Raw genomic sequence first — 22,230 nt, 5'->3', positions numbered from 1 at the left:
TGGTCAGCGTGCCGACCCGACGCTCAAGTGCCGAACGATTGACGCAACGCATCGATTCCAGAAAACCAAGATCAAGCGCCATGCCCGGATTGCGCACGATGGCGTGCGTCTCCGCCGCATTCGCCGCCTGCCGGGACGGCAGGGGCATGACAGTTGCCGAGGACTGTGTTTCGGCTTCGCGTGGCTTGCCGCTCATCTGACTGCCTTTCCTCCGGACGCCCTGCAGCGTGACACTCGTCGCGGGGCAACATCTCATGCGCCGCTTGGCGCGGCGCGACGAAGAATAGCCCGCGGAGCGACGCTCCACGAGCCCCCGAAGCCGGAAGATAGACGAAAAAGCCGAAAGGGTGCAGCGCTGTCGTTGACCGGACGGTCACGGCGTCGGGCCGGCTGCCGGCCCGACGAAATCAGCGAGCGTCAGCCGACGAAGGCGCGCTCGACGACGAAGGTGCCCGGCTCGTTGAGCGAGCCTTCGACGAAGCCGAGGCTCTCCGCAAGTTCCTTGACGTCCTTCAGCATGTGCATCGAGCCGCAGATCATGATGCGGTCGGTTTCGGGATCGAGCTTGTCGATGCCGAGGTCGCTGTGGAACTTGCCCGACGAGATCAGCGCGGTGATGCGGCCCATGCGCTCGGATTCCTCGCGCGTCGTCGAATTGTAGAGCGTCACGCGGCCATGCGTCAGCTCGCCGATCAGCGGATCGTTTTCGAGGTTGGCGACGAGTTCCTGGCCGTAGGCCAGTTCGGCGACGTCGCGGCAGGTGTGGGTCAGCACGACCTGCTCGTAGCGTTCATAGGTGTCGGGGTCGCGCAGCAGGCTGGCGAAAGGCGCGATGCCGGTGCCGGTCGAGATCATGAACAGGCGCTTGCCCGGGGTCAGCGCGTCGAGCACCAGCGTGCCGGTCGATTTCTGGCGCATCAGCACGGTGTCGCCGGGCACGATCTTCTGCAGCTCGGAGGTCAGCGGACCATCCGGCACCTTGATCGAGAAGAATTCGAGCTCGTCGTCCCAGGAGGGGCTTGCCACAGAATAGGCGCGGTAGACCGGCTTTTCGGCATTGGGCAGGCCGATCATGACGAATTCGCCCGAGCGGAAGCGCAGCGACTGCGGCCGGGTGATGCGGAAAGAGAAGAGGCGATCCGTGTAATGCTTCACCGAAACCACAGTTTCGGCATAGACATTGGCAGGGATGGGGAACTGAAGCGGCTTTGCGTCGGCCGTCTTCAGCGCTGCTGCAGTGTTCATCGATCAAACCTCTCGCCCGGCGCGGGCGGCGTTTTGGGACCGGCGCGCTGCGGAAATACAGGCAAATAGTGGGGCCTTGTTCGCCTTATTAATTAGTATACAAATGATATGAGCGTCAAGATTGTGGCATAAAACGCCTTTCTAAACTGGCACATGATCGTAGTCCGGGCTTTTCGGGATTAGTCCATGGACGAGAATATTCCCGCAAAGGCGGGAAATGTCGTGGCGGGGATCGACGTGGGCGGGACCTTCACCGACCTGCTTCTGGTCGACGGCGCGAACGGCGGCGCGGTCCGCATCGCCAAGACGCCGACGACGGTCGAGAACCAGGCCCACGGCGTCATCGCCGCGCTCGACGAGACAGGGTTTCCCATCGCCGGTATCGACCTCATCGTCCACGGCACGACGACCACCACCAATGCCGTGCTGGAACGACGGCTGGCAAAGACCGGCATGATCACGACCCGCGGCTTTCGCGACGTGATCGAGCTCGGGCGCCGCACCCGGCCGCAGCCCTATGGCATGACCGGCACCTTCGTGCCCGTCATCCCGCGCAACCTCAGGCTCGAAGTCAACGAGCGCGTCGAGGCCTCGGGACGCGTGCGCGAACCGCTCGACGAGGACGGCTTGCGGGCAGCAGTGCGCGAACTGGTCGATGCCGGCTGCGAAGCGCTGGTGATCCACTTCCTGCATGCCTATGCCAACGCGGAACACGAGCGCCGCGCCGCCGAGATCGCCGCCGAGACCTGGCCGAACGGCCACATCACGACCGGCCACTCGCTGCTGTCGGAAGCGCGCGAGTTCGAGCGCGGCGTCACCGCCTCCGTCAATGCCGCCGTCCAGCCGATCCTGGAACGTTATGTCGGGCGTCTGCGCGACGAGCTGTCGAGCCGCGGCTATGGCCGCGATTTCCTGATCATGAACGGCAATGGCGGCATGATCTCCGCCCGCTTCGTCACCCGCGAGGCCGCCAAGACCGTGATGTCGGGCCCGGCCTCGGGCGTCATCGCCGCCGCCTATACCGGCCGGCGCGCCGGCTTCGAAAATCTCGTCACCTACGACATGGGCGGTACCTCGACCGACGTGGCGCTGATCCTCGGGGCGGAGCCGGCGGTGTCGAACGAAATCGAGATCGAATATGCGATGCCGATCCATGTACCGATGGTGGCCGTGCATACGGTGGGCGCCGGCGGCGGCTCGATCGCGCGGGTCGATGCCTCCGGGCTGATCCAGGTCGGCCCGGAAAGTGCCGGCGCCAATCCCGGGCCGATCTGCTATGGCCGCGGCGGCACCGAGCCGACGATTACCGACGCCAATTTGGTGCTCGGGCGGCTCGACCCGAAGAAGCTGCTCGCCGTCGACACCCCGGTTACGGTGGGAACCGTGCGCAACATCTTCGAAGACAGGATCGGCAAGGCGACCGGGCTCGACGGGGCTGCCGCCGCCGGGGCGGTGCTGCGGCTCGGCAACATCAGGATGGCGGGCGCCATCCGCATGGTGTCGGTGTCGCGCGGCCACGACCCGCGCGACTTCACGCTGTTTGCCTTCGGCGGCGCGGGACCGCTGCATGCGTCGGCGCTGGCACGCGAACTCGGCCTGCCGCGCGTGCTGGTGCCGGCGCGGCCGGGCATCACCAATGCGCTCGGCTGCGTCGTCGCCGATTTGCGCCACGACTTCGTCAACACGGTCAATCAGCCGGTGGCGACGCTTGACGAAAAGCACGCGCGCGACGTTCTGGCGCGACATCGCGCCGAAGGCGAGGCGCTGATCGCCAAGGAAGCGATCCGGCCGCGAAGCCTCCGCGTCGGCCATTCCGCCGACATGCAGTTCGTCGGGCAGACGCACCTCATCAACGTGCCGCTGCCATCGGCCGAGGTCGACCGCGCGACGCTGCAGGGTCTGTTCGAGAAGGCCTATTTCGCCCGCTTCAAGGTCGAACTGCCGGAAATCCGCGCCAATCTCGTCAATCTCAACACCTCCGTGACCGGCGTTCGGCCCGACATCGACCTCAGCCGGCTGATCGATCCGGCAGGACGGGCGGCGACGCTTGCGGGGGCGCTGCGCGAAGTCAGGCCGGTGTGGTTCGACGGCGGCTGGCGCGACACGCCGGTCTATCTCAGGGAGAAGCTGCCTCTCGACGCCGTGATCGACGGGCCGGCCATCCTCGAGCAGATGGATGCAACGACAGCGCTGGAGCCCGGCGACCGGGCGCGCAGCGATGCGGACGGCAATATCGTCATCGAGGTGGGGAGATGAACAAGGCGCCTACGTCCCCTTCCCCTTTAAGGGGAGGGTGGCCGGGCAAAGCCCGGCCGGGTGGGGTAACCACTGCAGCGCGGAACGTCTGTAGGGCCGGCGAGCACAGCCTTTACGACCCCAGGAGAGGGCGCGCAGCATGACCCTCGACGCCATCACCCTGTCCGTCATCCAGGCCGCCCTGCAGCAGACCTGCGACGAGATGGACCTGACCTTTTCGCGCGCGGCGTTCTCGCCCGTCATCGCCGAGGCCAACGACCGTTCCGACGGCATCTACTCCGCCGTCGACGGGTCGCTGATCGCGCAGGGGTCGCAAGGCCTGCCAGTGTTCGTCGGCGTCATGCAGCACTCGACCAAAACGATCATCGAGATGATCGCCGACGGGCGCGTGCTGCCGCCCGAGCCGGGCGACATCTACATCGTAAACGATCCCTATCTCGGCGGCACGCATCTGATGGACGTGCGTTTTGCCATGCCGGTATGGCGCGCGGGAAAGATCTTCTGCTGGCTGTCCAACACTGGCCACTGGCCCGACATCGGCGGCGCGGTGCCGGGCGGGTTTTCCGCCTCGGCGACGGCGGTGGAGCAGGAAGGCCTGCGCCTGCCGCCGGTCAAGCTGTTCAAGAAGGGCGTGATGGACCCCGAGATCTACGCCATCATCTGCTCCAACATCCGGGTCGCCGACCAGCGCATCGGCGATATTCGCGCCCAGGCCGCGGCCCTCCATGTCGGGCAGGACCGGCTGTTGCAGATCCTGGATCGTTACGGCGACGAAACCGTCGTCGAGGCCATCGCCGAGTTGCGCCGGCGCGCGGCGGAACAGATGCGGGCACATATCGCCGCCCTGCCCGACGGCACTTACTTGTCGAAGGCGTTCGTCGATTCCGACGGCGTGGTCGATGCGCCGCTGACCATCGCGCTGTCGGCCGAAAAGGCCGGCGACTCGCTGACGTTCGACTTCACCGGTTCGTCCAAACCCTGCGCCGGGCCGATGAACAGCGTGCTGGCGACGACGCTGTCGGCGGTCTATCTCGCCATGCGCCACATCTTTCCCGACGTGCCGATCAGCGCCGGCGCCTTCGAGCCTCTCGTCGTCAGGCGCCCCGAAGGCACCTTCCTCGATGCGCGCTATCCGCGACCGGTGTCGGGCTGCGCGGCGGAGGTTTCCCAGCGCATCGCCGAAGCGGTGTTCGCGGCGATGGTACAAGCCGCGCCCGACAAGGTGACGGCGGCACCGGCAGGATCGAGCGGCAATTTCGCGCTCGGCGGCAACGACCCGGCCCGCGGCCGCGACTATGTCATGTACCAGATCTCGGGCGGCGGCTATGGCGGCAATTCGGGCCATGACGGGCTGTCGAACGGCTGCTCGACCATCGGCATCTCGAAGTCGCCGCCGGTCGAGATCATGGAGCAGGCCTATCCGGTGCTCTATCGCCGATACGCCCTGCGCGAGGCCTCGGGCGGCGCCGGCAGGCAGCGCGGCGGTTTCGGTCTCGCCTACGAGATCGAGCTGTTGCGCGGCGAGGCGCGCGCGTCCTTCGTCATGGACCATGGTCGCGTCGGCCCGCAGGGCGCGCTGGGCGGCAAGGATGGTGCGGTGAACACGGTCACTGTGTTTCGAGACGGCCGGCCGCATGTGCCGCCGCATCTATCGAAAGAACAGGACATTCCGCTCAAGGCCGGCGACCGGGTGCTCGTCGGCACGCCCGGCGGCGGCGGCTATGGCGATCCGTTTTTACGCGACCCGGAATTGGTGCTGCGCGATGTCGAGCTGGGGTACTACTCGCGGGAGCAGGCGGCTGAGATGTTTGGAGTGGTCATCCGAGATGGCGGCGTGGATGCCGCGGAGACGGATCGGTTGAGGCGACGCTGAAGGCCCCAATTGCCCCCTCATCCCCTCCAGTGACAAGGCGCGACGTGAATGCCCCCTCGCCCCGTTCTTCACGGGGAGAGGGGCAATCTTCCAGCGCTTGCGCTGCCCCTCATCTGCCTGCCGGCATCTTCTCCCCGTGAAGAACGGGGAGAACAATCAACCGCGAAGGCGCCCATCATGCCGACGGATTGCTCGCTTCGGCGAAACGAGCCCCGGCAGCCACTCGAGCCGTTGACGGCTACATGCCTGACCCGATCGGCCTCAGCCCAGCGCCTTGCCGTCTTCGCCAAAGCGATAGGTCCGCGCCGCGTCGGGCGTGGCGTAGAGCGTGGCACCGGGGCCGGTCTGGTACTCGCCGAACAGACGGATGGTGACCAGTCCGGCCTTCTCCGTTTCGAGGAAGACATTGGTGTCGGCGCCGAGGTGTTCGGCGTGGATGACCGTGCCCTTCCAGGCGCCGGCGGTGTCGCTGACGGCGATGTGCTCGGGGCGGACGCCGACTGTCTTGGCGGTCTCGCCCAACCTGGCGCCGTCGATGAAGTTCATCTTGGGCGAACCGATGAAGCCTGCGACGAACAGGTTCGCCGGCTTGTTGTAGAGCTCCATCGGCGCGCCGACCTGCTCGACGCGGCCGGCATTGAGCACGACGATGCGGTCGGCGAGCGTCATTGCCTCCACCTGGTCGTGGGTGACGTAGATCATCGTCGACTTCAGCCGGTTGTGCAGCTGGGCGATCTCCAGGCGCGTGTTGACGCGCAGCGCCGCATCAAGGTTCGACAGCGGCTCGTCGAACAGGAACAGTTTCGGTTCGCGCACCAGAGCGCGGCCGATGGCGACGCGCTGGCGCTGGCCGCCGGAGAGCTCGGCCGGGCGGCGCTTGAGGTAGGGTTCGAGCGACAGCATGGCCGAGGACGCGGCGATGCGCTGGTCGATCTCGGCGGCCGGCGTACCTGCCTGCTTGAGGCCAAGGCTCATATTGTCGCGCACGGTCAGATGCGGATAGAGCGCGTAGGTCTGGAACACCATGGCGATGCCGCGCTTGGACGGCGGCGCGTTGGTGACCTTTTGGCCGTCGATCAGCACGTCGCCCGACGAGGCGTCCTCGAGGCCGGCGATGATGCGCAGCAGCGTCGACTTTCCGCAGCCGGACGGGCCGACGAAGACGACGAACTCGCCGTCCTTGACGTCGAGGTCGATGCCCTTCAGCACCTCGACGGGGCCGAAGGATTTCTTGACATTTTCGATCTTGAGCGAACCCACGGGCGGTTTCCTGTCTCTAGAGCTTCACGGGGCGGCCGGTGCGGACGCTTTCGTCCGCAGCCAGGCACACGCGCAGCGATTTGACGGCGTCATCCATGTGACGGGTGAGGTCTATGTCCTCGCGGATGGCCTTCAGCACGAAGGCCTGCTCGCGGTCGCAGAGGCCCTGGTGGCCCGGCTCGTCCTTCATCGACAGGTCTTCATCGGCATGGACGAAATTGCCGTCGGCGCCGAGGTCGGCGCGGTGGACGCGGATCATGCTGGTCTTGGTGTGGGAATCGACGTCGTCCGACTTGGTGGCGGCCTCGTTGACGACGATCGAGACGCTGCCCTTGGGCGAGATGACATCCTTCACGAAGAAGGCGGTCTCCGACATCATCGGGCCCCAGCCGGCCTCGTACCAGCCGACGGAGCCGTCGGCGAACAACACCTGCAGGTGACCGTAGTTGTACATCGCCGGGTCGATCTGGTCGGTCATGCGCAGGCCCATGCCGCGCACCTCGACCGGCTCGGCGTCGGTGATCTGGCACATGACGTCGAGATAGTGCACGCCGCAGTCGACGATCGGCGACGTCGTCTTCATCAGCTGCTTGTGGGTGTCCCACTTGTGGCCGGAAGACTGCTGGTTGAGGTTCATGCGGAAGACATAGGGGCCGCCAAGCGCACGCGCCTCGCCGATCAGCCGCATCCAGGACGGGTGATGGCGCAGGATGTAGCCGATCACCAGTTTGCGGCCATTGGCCTTGGCGGCAGCGACCACGCGCTCGGCGTCGGCGACGGTGGTCGCCAGCGGCTTTTCGAGGAAGACGTGGCAACCCGCCTCCAGCGCCATCACCGCATAGTCGGCATGGCTGTCGGAATAGGTGTTGATCGAGGCGACGTCGGGCTTCAGCTCACGGATCGCACCTTCGAACGAACGCTGGATGCCGTAGCCCGACAGTTCGCCGGGCAGCGGCACGTCGGAACGGTTGACCAGTGTGGCGATCTCGAAACCCGGGTTGTTGTGATAGGCCAGCGCATGGCTGCGGCCCATGTTGCCGAGGCCGGCAACGACGACGCGTAGGGGTTTTTCAGTGCTCACTTGACGGCTCCGGAGGTGATGCCGCGGATCAGCTGCCGCGAGAAGAAGAGATAGAGGACCAGCACCGGCAGGATGGCGAGCGACAGCGCTGCCAGCACGGCGTTCCAGTTGGTGACGAACTGGCCGATGAAGACCTGGGCGCCGAGGGTCACGGTCTTCGTCGCCTCGCCCGGTGCCAGGATCAGCGGAAACCACAAATCGTTCCAGATCGGGATCATGGTGAAGACGGCGACGGTCGCCATGGCCGGGCGAACCAGCGGCAGGACGAGGCGGAAGAAGATGCGGTATTCGGAGAGCCCGTCGATGCGGCCGGCATTCTTGAGGTCGTCCGACACCTGCTTCATGAACTCGGAGAGGATGAAGACGGCCAGCGGCAGGCCTTGCGCGGTGTAGACCAGGATCAGCGCGGTCAGCGTGTTGACCAGCCCCGACGCCACCATCAGCTGCAGGATCGCCACCGTGCCGAGGCGGATCGGGATCATGATGCCGAGGGCCAGATAGAGGCCCATGATGGTGTTGCCCTTGAAGCGGTATTCCGACAGCGCGAATGCCGCCATGGCGCCGAACAGCAGCACGAAGAACAGCGAGGCGACGGTGACCGTCAGGCTGTTCTGGAAATACTGGATGAAGTCGCCCTGGGCCATGACGGTGGTGTAGCCGACGAGGTCGAAGGTCTCGGCCGTCGGCAGCGTCAGCGGCGAGCGGAAGATGGCGGCGCGCGACTTGAACGAGTTGACGACGATGACGATCACCGGGAACAGCGCGATGACGGTGTAGGTCAGCAGGATCGCGTGTGCGCCGATGGTGCGCGGCAGGGATGTGGCAGCCTTGCTCATGACGCCCTCAGAACTGGTAGCGGCGCAGCCGCGTCTGGATGAGGAAAAGATAGACGCAGACGCCGGTGAGGATGATGAAGAACATCATCGAGGCGATGGTGGCGCCCATGTTGGGATCGCCCGTCTGCAGCTGGAAGCCGAAGAAGGTGCGGTAGAGGAACGTGCCGAGGATGTCGGTGGCGTAGTTCGGCCCGGCCAGCGCGCCCTGCGCCGAGTAGATCAGGTCGAAGGCGTTGAAATTGCCGACAAAGGTCAGGATCGAGATGATGCCGATCGACGGCAGGATCAGCGGCAGCTTGATCTTCCAGAACTGCGAGAAGCCGGTGACGCCGTCGCATTCGGCGGCCTCGATGACCTCGTCGGGGATCGACAGCATGGCGGCATAGATCAGCATCATCGGGATGCCGACGAATTGCCACACCGAGATCAGGCTGAGCGCGGTGAGCGCGTATTCTTCCTTGCCGAGCCAGGGCACGAACAGGCTCTTGAGCCCGACGAGGTCGAGCAGGTTGGGTGCGACGCCCCAGAGCGGGCTCAGGATCAGCTTCCAGGCGAAGCCGACGATGACGAAGGACAGGATGGTCGGGATGAAGATCGCCGTGCGGTAGAAGGCGGAGAAACGCAGCTTCGGGCTCGACAGCAGCGCGGCAAGCAGGATGCCGATCGGGTTCTGCACCAGCATGTGGATGATGAAGAACCAGGTGTTGTTGCCGAGCGCGTTCCAGAACGACGCCGACCAGCGCGGGTCGCCGAACAGGGTGCGGAAATTGTCGAAGCCAGTGAAGACCTGGACGTTGTCGACGCTGCGGAACAGCGAGAGCTGCAACGTGCCGAACAGCGGCAGGATCATCACGGCGGTATAGACCAGGAGGGCCGGCGCGAGGAAGACGGCAATGTGCCAACGCGTCGGTCTCTTGTCCTGGCTATGCTCTAGGCTTTGCTCCGACATCTCATATTCCCTGGTCCGGCCGCGGCGGGCCGTTGGTGGTGATAGCGAGGATGGACCCCAGCGGGCTTCCCGCCAATGGCTGTCGGAAGCAGTAGCGCATCTTTGTACGCCGACGTTCAACCCCTGATTTCGAGTCCGCGAGGTTCGAATGTTCGAGGGGTGGGAGAGCGCCGCCGAAGCGGCGCCCTCCCGAGCGAGCATCAAGCCCGCCGCATCTTACTTAGCCGGCTTGTACCAGCTGTCGAGGCCCTTCTGCAGCTCGGCAGCAGCGGCTTCCGGGGTCTCCGTGCCGTTGATGACGTTGGCCGACTTGACCCAGGTCTCGTTTTCGAGGTTCGGCGTGCCGCGCGACAGGACCTGATAGGTCGAGCGGATCGTCGGCTTGCACTTCTCGCGCCAGGAGACGAACTCCTGGGCCAGAGGATCTTCCATCTTCACGGCAGCCGAATTCAGGCTGAAGAAGCCCGGCAGCGCGTTGGCATAGATGGTCGCGAAGTCGGGCGAAGCCACCCAGGTCAGGAAGGTCTTGGCAGCGTCGGCGTTCTTGCTCTTGGCATTAAGGCCGATGCCGATGTCGTTGTGGTCGGAGATGTAGCAGGTGTCGCCGGCCTTCTGGACCGGCGGCGGGAAGGCGCCCATCTTGAACTGCGCCTGGGTGTTGAACACCGAGATCTCCCACGAGCCGGCCGGGAAGATCGCAGCGCGGCCAAGCGTGAAGAGGTTCTGGCTGTCGGGGTAGCTCTGCGCCTCGAAGCCGTCGCCGAGGTAAGGCTTCCACTTGGCGAGCGTCGTGTACGGCGCAACCCAGTCGGCGTCGGTCAGCTTCTGCTCGCCCTTGATGAGCGCCAGGCGGCCTTCCTCGCCCTTCCAGTAGTTCGGGCCGATGTTCTGGTAGCCCATGGTCGCGGCTTCCCAGAGATCCTTGGTGCCCATCGCCATCGGGATGTAGGTGCCGTCGGCCTTGATCTTGTCGAGGGCGGCGAAGAACTCTTCTTCGGTCGCCGGCGGCGTGATGCCGAGCTTGTCGAAGGCTTCCTTGTTGTAGATGAAGCCGTGGATGACGGAGGCCATCGGCACGCAGAAGCTGGCCTTGCCGTCGTCGGTCTGCCAGGCAGATTTGGCGACGTCGGAGAAATTCTCCATGCCGGCAAGGCTGGTCAGGTCGGCGAGTTGGCCCTTCTTGAAGAGCTCGAGCGAGGCGTCGAACGGACGGCAGGTGATCAGGTCACCGGCCGAGCCTGCGTCGAGCTTGGCATTGAGGGCCGCGTTGTACTCGGTTGGAGCCGTCGGCGCGAACACGACCTTGATGCCGGGGTTCTTGGCTTCGAACGCCGGAATGAGCTTCTCCTGCCAGATGGCAAGATCGTCGTTACGCCAGCTTTCGATCGTCAGCGTGGTGTCCTGGGCGAGAGCGATCCCGGCGGAGCCGAGGATGCTGGACGCCATCAGAAGTCCAGTAAGCAACCTGTGTTTCATTTCCATTCTCCCTGTTTACGTTCTCTCGGGCCTCTACTGATGAGAGCCTCTGCTCCCCTCGAGCTTCGACAGAGCGGACCTCAGTTTCTGGTCCGCCCCATCCAGAAGTTGGTTTGCCGCCTCCGGGCTTGCCGCGCCCGAGGCCAAAAGGATCGCCACCTTGACCGAGCCGCCGCTCTCTTCGAGCAGGGTCTTGGCGGTTGGCATGTCGCAGCCGGCAATCGCGGAGACGATGCGCGCGGCGCGCTCGTGCAGCTTGATGTTGTCGGCATGGAGATTGACCATGTAGCCGTCATGGACATGACCGAGATGGATGGCGACGAGCGTCGACATCATGTTGAGCGCGATCTTCTGCGCCGTGCCCGCGCCCATGCGGGTCGAGCCGGCGATGACTTCCGGCGGCGTGGCCAGCAGGACCGAGATGTCGGCTATGTCGAACATCGGCGCGCCGGCATTGTTGGCGACCGCAACGGTCGCGGCACCGCGGCGCCGGGCTTCTTCGAGCGCGCCGATGGCAAAGGGCGTCGAACCGCTGGCCGAGACGGCGATCAGGCAATCGCCGGCATTCAGCCCGGCGGACGCGACCTCCCTCACGGCCTGCCCGGCATCGTCTTCCGGCGCACCGGCGAGATTGACCAGGCTGTCGGTGCCGCCGGCAAGCAGGATGACGACGCGGTCGCGCGGGATGCCGTAGGTTCCGGGAAGTTCGAGCGCGTCGGCCAGCGCCATCAGGCCTGAACTGCCGGCAGCGGCATAAACGAGGCGCCCGCCGGACGCGAGGCTGTCGGCGATCCTGGCGGCGGCTTCGGCAATTGCGGGGATGGCGGCATGTACGGCAGCGGCGGCCTCGACCTGTGCTGCGGCAAGCAGGCGAAGAACGGATTCAGGTGCCTGGACATCTATGCCCCGGGCATCTTTATGCACCGCTTCGGTACGCGTTGGCGCCATTCTGTCTCTCCCTTTCACCGACAATACCAAAAAAATACCACTTGTCCAGCGGCGTTAACAATTTCCTTTGCTGCAATGCAAGGCAGAACGAAAATCCTATAAAATTCAATAGAAAACGACGGCCCGGCCGGAAGGCGGAATTTAACACTTGGCTATTGGTATTTTATTGGTATTATCAAACCCGAGGAGAAAACGCCGTGGATCTTGTGCTCGGGATAGATGGTGGCGGCACCGGTTGCCGGGCCGCACTGGCCACCGCGACTGGCGACATTCTGGGTCGCGGGCGGGGCGGACCCGCCAATATCCGCACCGACCTCGCAGGCGCCTGCGCCAACATCGTCGACGCCGCCCGCCTGGCATTTGCCGATGCCGGCCGCGATCCCGATCTGATCGGCACGGCCGATGCCGTGCTTGGCCTCGCCGGCGCCAATGTCGGCGACTACAAGCAGCGGCTCGAAGCCATGCTGCCGTTCCGGAACAGCCGCATCGAAAACGACTCGCTGATCTCGCTCGAAGGCGCGCTCGGCGACCATGACGGCGCCATCGCGGCGCTTGGCACCGGAACCGTCTACCTGGGACGCCAGAAGGGACAGTTCCGCCCGCTCGGCGGCTGGGGCTTCCAGATCGGCGACCTCGGCAGCGGCGCGCGCATCGGCCGCGACCTGCTGCAGGAAACCCTGCTGGTGCATGACAAGATCCATGCCGGCTCGCCCCTGACCGGCATCATTCTCGAGCGCTTCAACAACGACCCCAGCGAGATCGTCGAATTCACCACGACAGCCAAGCCCGCCGACTACGGCGCATTTGCGCCGATGGTCTTCGAGCACGCCGCGAAAGGAGACGCTGCCGGCCAGAAGCTGGTCGAGCGCGCCGTCGCCGACGTCGAGGAAACGCTCGCCGTCTTCGACCTGTCGCCGACCGAGCGGCTGTGCCTGCTCGGCGGGCTCGCCGGTCTCTATGCGCCGCTGCTGTCGCGGCGCTACCGGGCGATCATGCATCCGCCGCTGCAGGACGCCCTCGGCGGCGCGGTGGCCATGGCGGTCAGGGTATTCGGCAAGACGGGAGGCGGCCATGGATGATGCCGCCGAGCGGATTTTCGCGGCCCTGCGCGACGTCAGCCAGAGCGGCGCGCCGCTCTACCTGCAGCTCAAGAAGAACATCGAGGATGCCGTCAGGCGCGGGCTGATCGGCCCTGGAGACGCCCTGCCCTCGGAACGCGACATCGCGGCCCAGGCCGACATTTCCCGCGTCACCGTGCGCAAGGCGGTGCAGGACCTGGTCAAGTCCGGCGTGCTGGTGCAGCGCCATGGCTCAGGCACCTTCGTTGCGCCGCGCATGGAGCGGGTCGAGCAGTCGCTGTCGCGGCTGACCTCGTTCACCGAAGACATGGCCCGACGCGGCATGGCGGCACGCTCGCAATGGCTGGAACGCGGTGTCTATCCGCCCTCTCCCGACGAGATGATGGTGCTGGGCCTGTCGGCGAGCGAGCTCGTGTCGCGGCTGAGCCGCCTGCGCATCGCGGACGAGACACCGCTGGCGATCGAACGCGCGGCAATCTCGGCTTCGGTGCTGCCCGACCCTCGCGAAGTCACGTCCTCGCTCTATATGGCATTGGGCAAGACCGGCCACCGGCCGGTGCGCGCTGTGCAGCGCATCTCGGCGGTCAATCTCGGCGGCGCCGAGGCCAAGCTCTTGGTCGTTCCGGAAGGCTCGGCCTGCCTGCAGATCGAGCGCATCTCATACCTTGCCAGCGGCAAGGTGATCGAGTTCACCAAGTCGATCTATCGTGGCGACGCCTATGATTTCGTCGCCGAACTAAGGCTACCCGGCCCGGATGGGCAAGAAGGAGACATCGCTTGAACGCGACAACGCACATGCGGCGCGAAATCGCCGAAATCCCCGAGGCGACAGCCCGCCTGCTCGAAGGTTCGGCGACGGAACTGGCCGAGACCGGCGCGCATCTCAAGCGCGCGGCACCGCGCTTCGTCACCACGGTGGCGCGCGGCTCGTCCGACCATGCGGCGTCGTTCCTCAAATATGCCATCGAGCTCAACACCGGCCTTCCGGTCGCGTCCATCGGCCCGTCGATCTCGTCGATCTACGGCGCCAGGCTCAAGCTCGCCGACTCGGCCTGCCTTGCCATCTCGCAGTCGGGCAAGAGCCCCGACATCGTCGCCATGGCGGAAGGCGCCCGCGCCGGCGGCGCGCTGACCATCGCGCTGACCAACACCGCCGGCTCGCCGCTGGCAGCCGCATCCGACCACGCCATCGACATCCAGGCAGGCGTCGAGAAGAGTGTCGCGGCGACCAAGACCTTCGTCAATTCGGCAGTGGCAGGCCTCGCCGTGCTCGCCAACTGGACCGGCGACGACAAGCTGCTCGCGGCGCTCGAGGCCCTGCCCGAGCATTTCGCCAAGGCGGTCGACTGCGACTGGATGGACATTGCCGGAGACCTGACCGACGGCAACTCGCTGTTCATCCTCGGCCGCGGCCCCTCCTTCGCCATCGCCAACGAGGCGGCGCTGAAGTTCAAGGAAACCTGCGCCATGCATGCCGAGTCCTACAGCGCGGCTGAAGTCATGCACGGCCCGCTGGCGCTGGTGCGGCCCGGCTTCCCGGTGCTGGCACTCGCCGCCCGCGACGCCTCGGAGCCTTCGATCGCGGAAGCCGCCGACGGGCTCGCCGGACGCGGCGCCGCGATCCACATCACCTCGTCGATGGCGAAGAAGGCCAAGGTCCTGCCGCATGTCGCCACCGGCCACCCTCTGACCGACCCGCTGATGTTGATCGCCTCGTTCTACGGCTTCGTCGAGGCCTTTGCCCGCCACCGCGGGCTCGACCCCGACAGCCCGCCCAATCTCAGGAAAGTGACCGAAACGATATGAGCGATCGCTTTGCGATAGCGGCTGCCCGCATCTTCGACGGCGAGGCGTGGCATGACGACGCCGCGCTCGTCGTCGCCGACGGGCTGGTCGAGGGCGTCGTCCGGCGCGATGCCGTGCCGGCCGGCATTGCGGTGACGGAAGGCGGCGCCATGCTCGTGCCCGGCTTCATCGACCTGCAGGTCAATGGCGGCGGCGGGCTGATGCTCAACGACAAGCCCGACGCCGAGACGCTGGCGACGATCTGCAAGGCGCAGATGCCGTTCGGCACGACGGCGGTGCTGCCGACGCTGATCACCGACACCCGCGAGATCACCCGGGCCACCATCGCGGCGGGTGCGGAGGCCGTGGCGCGCAAGATGCCCGGCTTTCTCGGCCTGCACCTCGAGGGCCCGCATCTGTCGCTCAGCCGCAAGGGCGCGCACGATCCCAGGCTGATCCGCCCGATGGACGGCGACGACGAGGCCGCATTGATCGCCGCGCGCAAGACGATGCCGGTGCTGCTGACTACCGTGGCGCCGGAATCGGTGACGGCAGAGCAGGTCAAGACGCTGGCCGCTGCCGGCGTCGTCGTCAGCCTCGGCCACACCGACACCAGCTACCGTACGGCCAAGCAATATGCCGAGGCAGGCGCCACCATGGCGACGCACCTGTTCAACGCGATGAGCCAGATCGGCAATCGCGAGCCCGGGCTCGTCGGCGCCGCGGTCGACATTTCCACCTTCTCGGCCGGGCTGATCGCCGACGGCGTCCACGTCGACCCGGCAGCGATGGCCATCGCGCTCAGGGCCAAGAACGGCCCGGCGCGCATCTTCCTGGTCACCGACGCGATGGCGACCATCGGCACCGACCTCAAATCGTTCACGCTCAACGGCCGCACCATCAAGCGCGAGAACGGCCGCCTGACGCTGGAGGACGGCACGCTTGCCGGCGCCGACCTCGACATGATCTCGGCCATCCGCTTCATGCACGAAAAGATCGGCTACGACCTCGGCGAGGCGATCCGCATGGCCTCGCTCTATCCGGCCGAGGCCGTCGGTCAGGACAAGCGCCTGGGACGGCTCGCGAGGGGTTTTGCCGCCAACGCCGTGCAACTGACAGACGCCCTCGACGTGTCGGGCACCTGGATCGACGGCAACAAGGTGTTCTCGGCTTAAGACAGGGAGTGGGGAGAAGCCCCTTCGCCGTGCCACCTCTCCCCACCGGGTGGGGGCGAGGAAGCCGACCTGATCCAGCGTTGGAGCCGCCCCTCATCCGCCTGCCGGCACCTTCTCCCCGTAATGACGGGGAGAAGGGACAAGCGGCTACGTTGACGCCCCCTCTCCCCGTTCTTCACGGGGAGAGGGTAAGGGTGAGGGGCAAATTCTCTAGATCGCAGCCTTGTCCGCGGCAACCCGGATCGCCTCGATGTTCGCGGCATAGGCCGACGGCCCGCCCTTGAACACGGCGTTGCCGGCGACCAGCACATTGGCACCTGCCGCGGTGACCAGCGGCGCGGTCTCGGGGGTCACGCCACCGTCGATCTCGATGTCGATCGGGCGGTTGCCGATCATCGCCTTGACGCGCTTGACCTTGTCGATGACGGCCGGGATGAAGGCCTGGCCGCCGAAGCCCGGGTTGACCGTCATCAGCAGCACCAGGTCGAGCCGGTCGAGCACGTATTCGATCACCGATTCCGGCGTCGACGGGTTGAGCGACACGCCGGCCTTCTTGCCGAGATTGCGGATCGTCTGCAACGAGCGGTCGAGATGCGGGCCGGCCTCGGCATGCACGGTGATGATGTCACAGCCGGCGTCCGCAAAGGCCGCCAGATACGGATCGGCAGGCTGGATCATCAGGTGGCAATCGAACACCTTGTCGGTGCGGTCGCGGATCGCCTTGATGACGGGCGGGCCGAAGGTGATGTTGGGGACGAAATGGCCGTCCATGACGTCGAGATGGATCCAGTCGGCGCCGGCGGCGACGATGGCCTCGACCTCGTCGCCGAGCTTGGAGAAGTCGGACGACAGCACCGACGGCGCGATCAGGGTCTTGTTGCTCACGTTCAGGCCTTTCGAAAGGGGCAGAGCCGGTTTTCCGGACTGCCTAATATCAGCCGCCGCCCTTGTCGAGCCGAGAATTCCGTCACATCGCCGCTTATCCTGAAAAAGCAGAACCCCGCCGGCGAGGCCGGCGGGGTTCCATCGCGTTCGCTCCGATCACTGCGGAATGATGTTGTTGTTGCTTGGCCGCTGAGGCTGCCTCTGCGGGATCAGGCCACGGAACACATCCGGGTTGATCGGCATGATCTCGAACGTCGGACGCTGGCGCGGGCGGCAGTTCGGATACTGCCCGACCGTGCCGCGCGGGCATTCACGCTCGATGGTCATGCACTGGCCGTTGACCAGCACCTCGCCACGACGGCAGACGGTGTCCTGGCGGTCGGGCACGCAGCGGCCGCGGACGAGGTTGGTCCCTGCCGGGCACTCGACCTGCGCCTTGCGGCATGCGCCGCGGACCAGCTGCGTCCCGCGCGGGCAGATGCAACGCCCGTCCTGGGTCCGGATCTGGCCGGGCAGCAGCTTGCACTGGCGCACCGGCGGCTGGTCCTTGACGCAGCGGCCGTTCCTCAGCTCGGTGCCACGCGGACAGATGCAGCGTCCGTCCTGCGTCCTGATCTGCCCCGGAAGCAGCTTGCACTGACGCACCGGCGGCTGTTCCGGCCGCACGCACTTGCCGTTCGACAGTTCCGTGCCGCGCGGGCAGATGCAGCGCCCGTCCTCGGTGCGGACCTGCCCCGGCAGCAGGCGGCATTGCGGCTTGACCGGCGGAACCGGCGTCACCGTGCCGCTATCGGCCACGCACTGGCCGTTGCGGAACGTCGTGCCTTCGGGGCAGACGCAGCGCCCTGCCTGATTCAGCACCAGGCCTTCCGAGCATTGCGGCTTGTCCTCGTGGTCGATCAGGAAGCGGTGGCAGGCATAGGGACTGCCGCCAAGGCCGCCCGGAACCGCCGTTCCGCCGGCCAGGTCAAGCCCGCGAACCGGCGTGTCGGGCGGAAGCACGGCGACGCAGTTCTGGGCCGGTGCGGGCTTCGGGAGATTGGCGAGGCGGCCATCGTCCGGGATCACCACCGTCACCTTGTGCACGCGGCTTTCGCCGGCGCCGAGGCTGATGTTGGTGACGCAGGACAGCGGCAGCGTCGCCGGCTCGGGAGTGCAGCCGAAGGGCGGTTCGATCGAGCTGATCGCAACGCCGTCCAGCCGGCCGAGCCCATCCACCCCGATGGCGTCGCCAATTCGGACCGAGCCGTTGAAGGGGCCGGTCCCGCTGTTGGTGATGGTGATCTCGAAGGTGCAGGGCTGGCCGGCCTCGCACTGCCGGTCGCCGGTCTTGGCAACCGTCAGCCGCGGACGCCCCGGATGCGGGATGCGCATCGTGGCGCAGGCCTTGTTGTTGGTGAGCACGTTCTCACCCGGGATCGCCCCCACCTCGCCGCAGTTGCGGATCGTGTCGGACTGGTAGTCCGCCGGCACGATGGCGACCACGGAAAGCGGTACCGAGGCACCCGGCACGAGTGCCACGCCGGGATGGTCGCAGCGGAACTGGCCGGGACCGGCAGGACCACAGGCCCAGGGCGGGGTCGGGCCGAAGGTCGAGGACGCCGGTGCTCCCGTGGGATAGTCGTCGATCACGGTCAGCGGGCCGACATAGTTTTCCGTGCCGTTGTTGTAGACGCGGATCAGGAAGCTGCAGACGCCGTCGGCGCTGCAGGAAACCGAACGCGGGTCCTTGGTGATGCGCAGGTCGACCTTCTTTTCCACCGGCGGACGGCAATCGGGATCGCCGCGCCTGCAGATCGGGATGGTGGCGCAGGCCTTGTCGTTGTCGGTGCGGCCGAACACCTCGGGCTTACCGCTCGCCGTGTAGTCGTATTCGGCGCAGTTGCGGATGAAGCGTGCCTCCCAGCCGGGCCCGGGCTTGAAGCCGATCTTGAGATCGACCGACTCGCCGGGATCGAGCGTTGTCGCGGGATACTCACAGCTCATCGGGCTGGTTGCCGGCAGGCAGGTCCAGGGCGCGTTGGGCCCGGAATCGATCGTCGCGTTGCCGGGCAAGGTCACCTCGTCGAGCACGATCTTGCCGTTGTAGGGGCCGTCGCCGACATTGGTGACGCGGATGGTGAAGTTGCAGCCGCCAAGCACCGTGCAGCGGGCGACGTCGGCGCGCTTCTCGACCTTGATGTCGGGCTGTTTCTCGGGCGGGCACCTGAGATCGGGCGGAATGACGATGTCGACCGTCTGGGTGCAGCACAGGCCGACGCCTTCTTCCGGGCCGGCATAGGTCTCGATGCCGGTGACGATCAGATGCACGGCATCGCCCGGGCCCGCGCCCTCGATCTCCCAGTGCAGCACGCCGCCGCCGGGCGGGACGAGTTGCATCTGCGGATCGATGGTGATGCCGGGCGTGGTGGTGCGCAGTTGCACCCAGCGGCCGGCCATCTCGGGTCCGACAGGCATGTTGTAGATGTAGGCGCCGCCACCGGGCACGCAGTCGACATCGCCGGTCTCGACCTTGAAGCATGCCTCCTTGTCGCCCTGAGGCGGCGGAGGCGGCTCGCAGTCGGTGACGTCGATGCGGATCTGGGTCTTCTCGCCGGTGCGGAAATCGCCGTCGTCGGGCTTGGCCGGATCGTGCGAGGGGATCTCGATCGAGCCGGGGCCGGCCGACAGCTTGACGAAGCCCTGGTTGTCTATGACCGCGGGCGCCGGGAAGGCGGCGTGGTCGATCAGGGCGGTGATGCGCATGTCGATGTAGCGTTCGTTGGGTGCGCCAACCCCATCGAGATCGGTCGCCGACAGACGGAAATCGGCAATGGTCGCCGTGTCGTTGGGGTTGGTCGTCGTGCCGATGGCGGCTGCCGGCAGCGGACCGCCGACGGCATCGGTGCCGTCGCCGGAAGCCTGGACGTTGACGATGGTCAGGCCGGCGGCAACCTGGTCGCGGAAATCCATCCGTAAGGTCTTGAGGCCGTTGGCGAAGGCCGGATCGAAGAACTTTTCCGGATTGCCACGGGCACCGAAGCGCAGATTGTAGACGACATAGTCGCAATTGCGCTGGACACCCTTCTTGGTGAAGAACGGCACGACGTCGTCATGTCCGGGATGCGGCAGGACGCGGTCGAGCCTCAGTTCGGGCACGATTTCGGGCAACGGCTGGGCGGCTGCCGGCGACAGGGGCATGGCGGCGAGCGCGATCCCTGCCGCCACCAGCCAGCGCGCGCCGCGCCTGGCAAATGACAGGGGTTTCATGATCGTCTCCATGACGGTTGCCTTGCTGTGGCGCGGGACGGGAGCGTGGATGTTCATCTCTCCCTCCCTCACGGTTCGCAGCTTGCGGCGGGCGTTTCGAGCGGCACCACCACCTTGCAGCAAGGGTAGTAGCCGCCCTTGTCGGCGTCGGACTGCTTGTAGAAGCACAGGCCGACATTGACGGTGTCACCGGGGAAGTGGCCGGTCACCCCGATGGTGAACGGCGCGCCTGCCGGCTTGCTCTGCTGCAGCGGTGTGATGCCAACGCCCGGCGTCCTGGAATCGGCCTTGACGGAATCGCCGCCGATGCCTGCAACGTCACGGACATAAAGATCGGCCTCGAGCCCGGCCGGGGTACAGAAATACTCGACCGCCTCGAGGTCGAGGCAGGGCGGGATGTTGCCGGGCGGCGGGAAGGCCGGCGGCCACAGCGGCGTCGGATAGTCGCCCGGATAGGGGATCTGCTCGTAATAGCCGGCGCGGCCCTCGCACGGACGCCAGACCTCGACGTCGCCGACTTGGCCCTCGACCTCGGGATCCTCGAAGAAGCTGTCGAAATCGGCGAACCACGAGCCAAAAGGCGGAACGTTGGCCGGCTTCACAAGCGCGGCTGAGGTGATCTGCACGCCGTGGACGGCGAGCGGACCGCCAGCGGCAAGCTGGTCGGCCAGGGCCGGATTGTCGCGCAGCTTGTCGCCAGTCTTGACGATGGTGTCGGTGCAGGCGTTGGGGTTGATGAAGCCCTGCGCGTCATAGCCATATTGCAGGTCGATGCCGCCGGCCGACTGGCGATTGCCTTCCGGGAAGCCGACGGCATATTCCTGCGGCGCCGGCACCCAGATGCTTTCGGTGGCCGGATCGTCGGGGCTTTCGCGCCAGTAGCGGATGACCTCGCCATCGCCCGTATCGGCAAACTGGCTGTAGTCGTAACGGTTCTCGATGTCGCCGCGCTGGGCCAGATACATGAAACCCCTGCTGTCGAAGGCGATGTCGGTGACCGGCAGGTCTTCCTCGGCCTCGACCGTCAGCTCCCAGCGCGGGTCGCCGGCGAACTTGCCGTCGCGGGCGATGCCGACCGACCAGATCTCGGCCTTGTCGCCGACCGCGTAGTAGACACGGCCGCCGTGGAAGGCTATGCCCCAGACACGGCGTTCGTCCTGGGTGTAGCCCCAGGTGCCGGGGTCCTCGCTGTCGAAGGCGGCACCGGCGATGTCCATCACCGCGCCGTCGTCGGCCGTCGGCGCCAGCCCGCGGACAGGGCGACCCGTGACGCCGTGGTCGAAGCTGTCGAGCACGGCGCCCGAGGCATCGATGCGGTGGATCAGGCCGGTGTCGAGGTCGGAGGCGAAGAACTGGCGATGGACCTTGTCGAAGGCGACGTCGCCGATGCCGGGTCCGCTGTTGGTGCCGATGTCGGCGAATTTGCTGACGGCGCCCGACATGCCATCGATGCGCCAGATGGTGCCGGGTCCGCCGCCATTCTCCTCGCCGAACTGGCCGGCCATGAAGGTGGCGCCGGCGATGCCGCGGCGCTGGCGCTCGGGACGCCCGTCGTCGTCGGCATCGGGCGTGACGATGCGGATGCCGTGCAGCGAGGTCGCGCCCGCATAGAGGTCGGGCACGCCGGACAGGGTGCCGTCGCGGACGCCGTCGTCATAGGTCAGCGCAAATACCTGGCCGATCTGGCCGGCCAGAACCTCGAAAGGCTGCGGCGTGTTGACGATCTGGCCGGTCGGCGGTCCGCCGAGGGCCGAAACGTCGAAAACGCGCAAGGTCGCGCGCTCGGTGTCGATGAAGGTTTCGTCGACAGGGTCGACGCCGGGCGGCAGCCCTTCCTCGAAGCCGGGAATGACGGTGCCTGAAAAGCCGGTAACCGCCATCGATCCGGGGTTGATGATCCGGGTTTCCTGGGCGCCGGCCGGCGGCACCAGCCAGAGATTGGCGGCAAGCGCCAGCGCCGTCATGCCGGCGTTCAGCGCGAGTGCTCTCAGGCGGGTGCCAGACGGTTCTGATGGACGCGCAGGCGCGCCGGAACCACCACGAAAGCACGGCATGACACCTCTCCCGAGTTGTGTGGAAGAAGGTGCTGGAGCGCATGCGAGAGCGAAGCGCTGATACCCGGCACTTTCCTCC

The 22,230-nt window shown here is 66.3% G+C and carries 16 protein-coding genes and 1 pseudogene; 6 read left to right on the top strand and 11 right to left on the bottom strand.

All coding sequences use genetic code 11. The annotated features are described in order from the left end of the window. Window positions 1–196, bottom strand: a pseudogene (locus tag GGR00_RS18710) (deoxyribose-phosphate aldolase); the annotation flags it as partial. Window positions 197–417: 221 nt separating this feature from the next. Next, complete coding sequence (locus GGR00_RS18705) at window positions 418–1,245, bottom strand: ferredoxin--NADP reductase (RefSeq protein ID WP_184700362.1); 828 nt, start codon at window positions 1,243–1,245, stop codon at window positions 418–420. A 186-nt stretch (window positions 1,246–1,431) separates the two neighbouring features. On the opposite strand from GGR00_RS18705, the gene GGR00_RS18700 reads away from it, so the two are divergent. After that, window positions 1,432–3,501, top strand: a complete 2,070-nt coding sequence (locus tag GGR00_RS18700) for a hydantoinase/oxoprolinase family protein (protein WP_184700361.1) — start codon at window positions 1,432–1,434, stop codon at window positions 3,499–3,501. Window positions 3,502–3,640: 139 nt separating this feature from the next. Further along, the gene (locus GGR00_RS18695) at window positions 3,641–5,374 is read left to right on the top strand and encodes a hydantoinase B/oxoprolinase family protein (protein ID WP_184700360.1); all 1,734 of its coding nucleotides are present in this window, start codon (window positions 3,641–3,643) and stop codon (window positions 5,372–5,374) included. A 261-nt stretch (window positions 5,375–5,635) separates the two neighbouring features. Here the strand turns inward: GGR00_RS18695 and GGR00_RS18690 are convergent, their stop codons facing one another. The 6 genes from GGR00_RS18690 to GGR00_RS18665 all read right to left on the bottom strand — a co-directional run bounded on the left by GGR00_RS18690 (window position 5,636) and on the right by GGR00_RS18665 (window position 11,924). After that, the gene (locus tag GGR00_RS18690; protein ID WP_184700359.1) at window positions 5,636–6,634 is read right to left on the bottom strand and encodes an ATP-binding cassette domain-containing protein; all 999 of its coding nucleotides are present in this window, start codon (window positions 6,632–6,634) and stop codon (window positions 5,636–5,638) included. Between the two features lie 16 nt (window positions 6,635–6,650). Next, window positions 6,651–7,715: a Gfo/Idh/MocA family protein gene (locus GGR00_RS18685; RefSeq protein WP_055972046.1), complete on the bottom strand. Its 1,065-nt coding sequence runs from the start codon at window positions 7,713–7,715 to the stop codon at window positions 6,651–6,653. Further along, on the bottom strand, window positions 7,712–8,551 hold the full coding sequence (locus GGR00_RS18680; protein ID WP_184700358.1) for a carbohydrate ABC transporter permease: 840 nt from the start codon (window positions 8,549–8,551) through the stop codon (window positions 7,712–7,714). Before GGR00_RS18680 ends, GGR00_RS18685 begins: the two co-directional genes overlap by 4 nt. 7 nt (window positions 8,552–8,558) lie before the next feature. Continuing rightward, on the bottom strand, window positions 8,559–9,500 hold the full coding sequence (locus GGR00_RS18675) for a carbohydrate ABC transporter permease (protein ID WP_055972052.1): 942 nt from the start codon (window positions 9,498–9,500) through the stop codon (window positions 8,559–8,561). Window positions 9,501–9,716: 216 nt separating this feature from the next. After that, on the bottom strand, window positions 9,717–10,976 hold the full coding sequence (locus GGR00_RS18670) for an ABC transporter substrate-binding protein (RefSeq protein WP_055972348.1): 1,260 nt from the start codon (window positions 10,974–10,976) through the stop codon (window positions 9,717–9,719). A 33-nt stretch (window positions 10,977–11,009) separates the two neighbouring features. After that, the gene (locus GGR00_RS18665) at window positions 11,010–11,924 is read right to left on the bottom strand and encodes an N-acetylmuramic acid 6-phosphate etherase (RefSeq protein WP_184700357.1); all 915 of its coding nucleotides are present in this window, start codon (window positions 11,922–11,924) and stop codon (window positions 11,010–11,012) included. A gap of 197 nt (window positions 11,925–12,121) precedes the next feature. Here GGR00_RS18665 and GGR00_RS18660 point away from each other — a divergent pair, with 197 nt between their 5' ends. Genes GGR00_RS18660 through nagA form a run of 4 tightly spaced genes read left to right on the top strand, consistent with a single transcriptional unit; the run spans window position 12,122 to window position 15,963 of the window. Continuing rightward, on the top strand, window positions 12,122–13,003 hold the full coding sequence (locus GGR00_RS18660) for a BadF/BadG/BcrA/BcrD ATPase family protein (protein ID WP_184700356.1): 882 nt from the start codon (window positions 12,122–12,124) through the stop codon (window positions 13,001–13,003). After that, complete coding sequence (locus GGR00_RS18655; protein WP_184700355.1) at window positions 12,996–13,784, top strand: GntR family transcriptional regulator; 789 nt, start codon at window positions 12,996–12,998, stop codon at window positions 13,782–13,784. Before GGR00_RS18660 ends, GGR00_RS18655 begins: the two co-directional genes overlap by 8 nt. Window positions 13,785–13,798: 14 nt before the next feature. Then, the gene (locus GGR00_RS18650) at window positions 13,799–14,809 is read left to right on the top strand and encodes an SIS domain-containing protein (protein WP_184700368.1); all 1,011 of its coding nucleotides are present in this window, start codon (window positions 13,799–13,801) and stop codon (window positions 14,807–14,809) included. Next, the gene (gene nagA / locus GGR00_RS18645; RefSeq protein WP_055972067.1) at window positions 14,806–15,963 is read left to right on the top strand and encodes an N-acetylglucosamine-6-phosphate deacetylase; all 1,158 of its coding nucleotides are present in this window, start codon (window positions 14,806–14,808) and stop codon (window positions 15,961–15,963) included. The genes GGR00_RS18650 and nagA overlap by 4 nt, the downstream gene beginning before the upstream one ends. Before the next feature lie 210 nt (window positions 15,964–16,173). Here nagA and rpe read toward each other — a convergent pair whose 3' ends face one another. The 3 genes from rpe to GGR00_RS18630 form a co-directional block, all read right to left on the bottom strand. Further along, window positions 16,174–16,848 carry a ribulose-phosphate 3-epimerase gene (gene rpe, locus GGR00_RS18640; protein WP_055972070.1) on the bottom strand — a complete coding sequence of 225 codons (675 nt, stop codon included), beginning with the start codon at window positions 16,846–16,848 and terminating at the stop codon, window positions 16,174–16,176. A 156-nt stretch (window positions 16,849–17,004) separates the two neighbouring features. Further along, entirely contained in the window at window positions 17,005–20,154 is a 3,150-nt protein-coding gene (locus GGR00_RS18635) for a DUF7929 domain-containing protein (protein ID WP_184700354.1), read from the bottom strand. A gap of 11 nt (window positions 20,155–20,165) precedes the next feature. After that, a complete protein-coding gene (locus GGR00_RS18630; protein ID WP_246441477.1) occupies window positions 20,166–22,061 on the bottom strand; it encodes an NHL repeat-containing protein in 1,896 nt (631 codons plus the stop codon). Window positions 22,062–22,230 lie beyond the last annotated feature (169 nt).

The sequence above is a fragment of the Aminobacter aganoensis genome (genome assembly GCF_014206975.1).
In the GTDB taxonomy this organism is placed as follows: Bacteria; Pseudomonadota; Alphaproteobacteria; order Rhizobiales; family Rhizobiaceae; genus Aminobacter; species Aminobacter aganoensis.
Note: the sequence above shows the minus strand (reverse complement) of the source record. Positions and strands in the feature narration are given on the sequence as shown.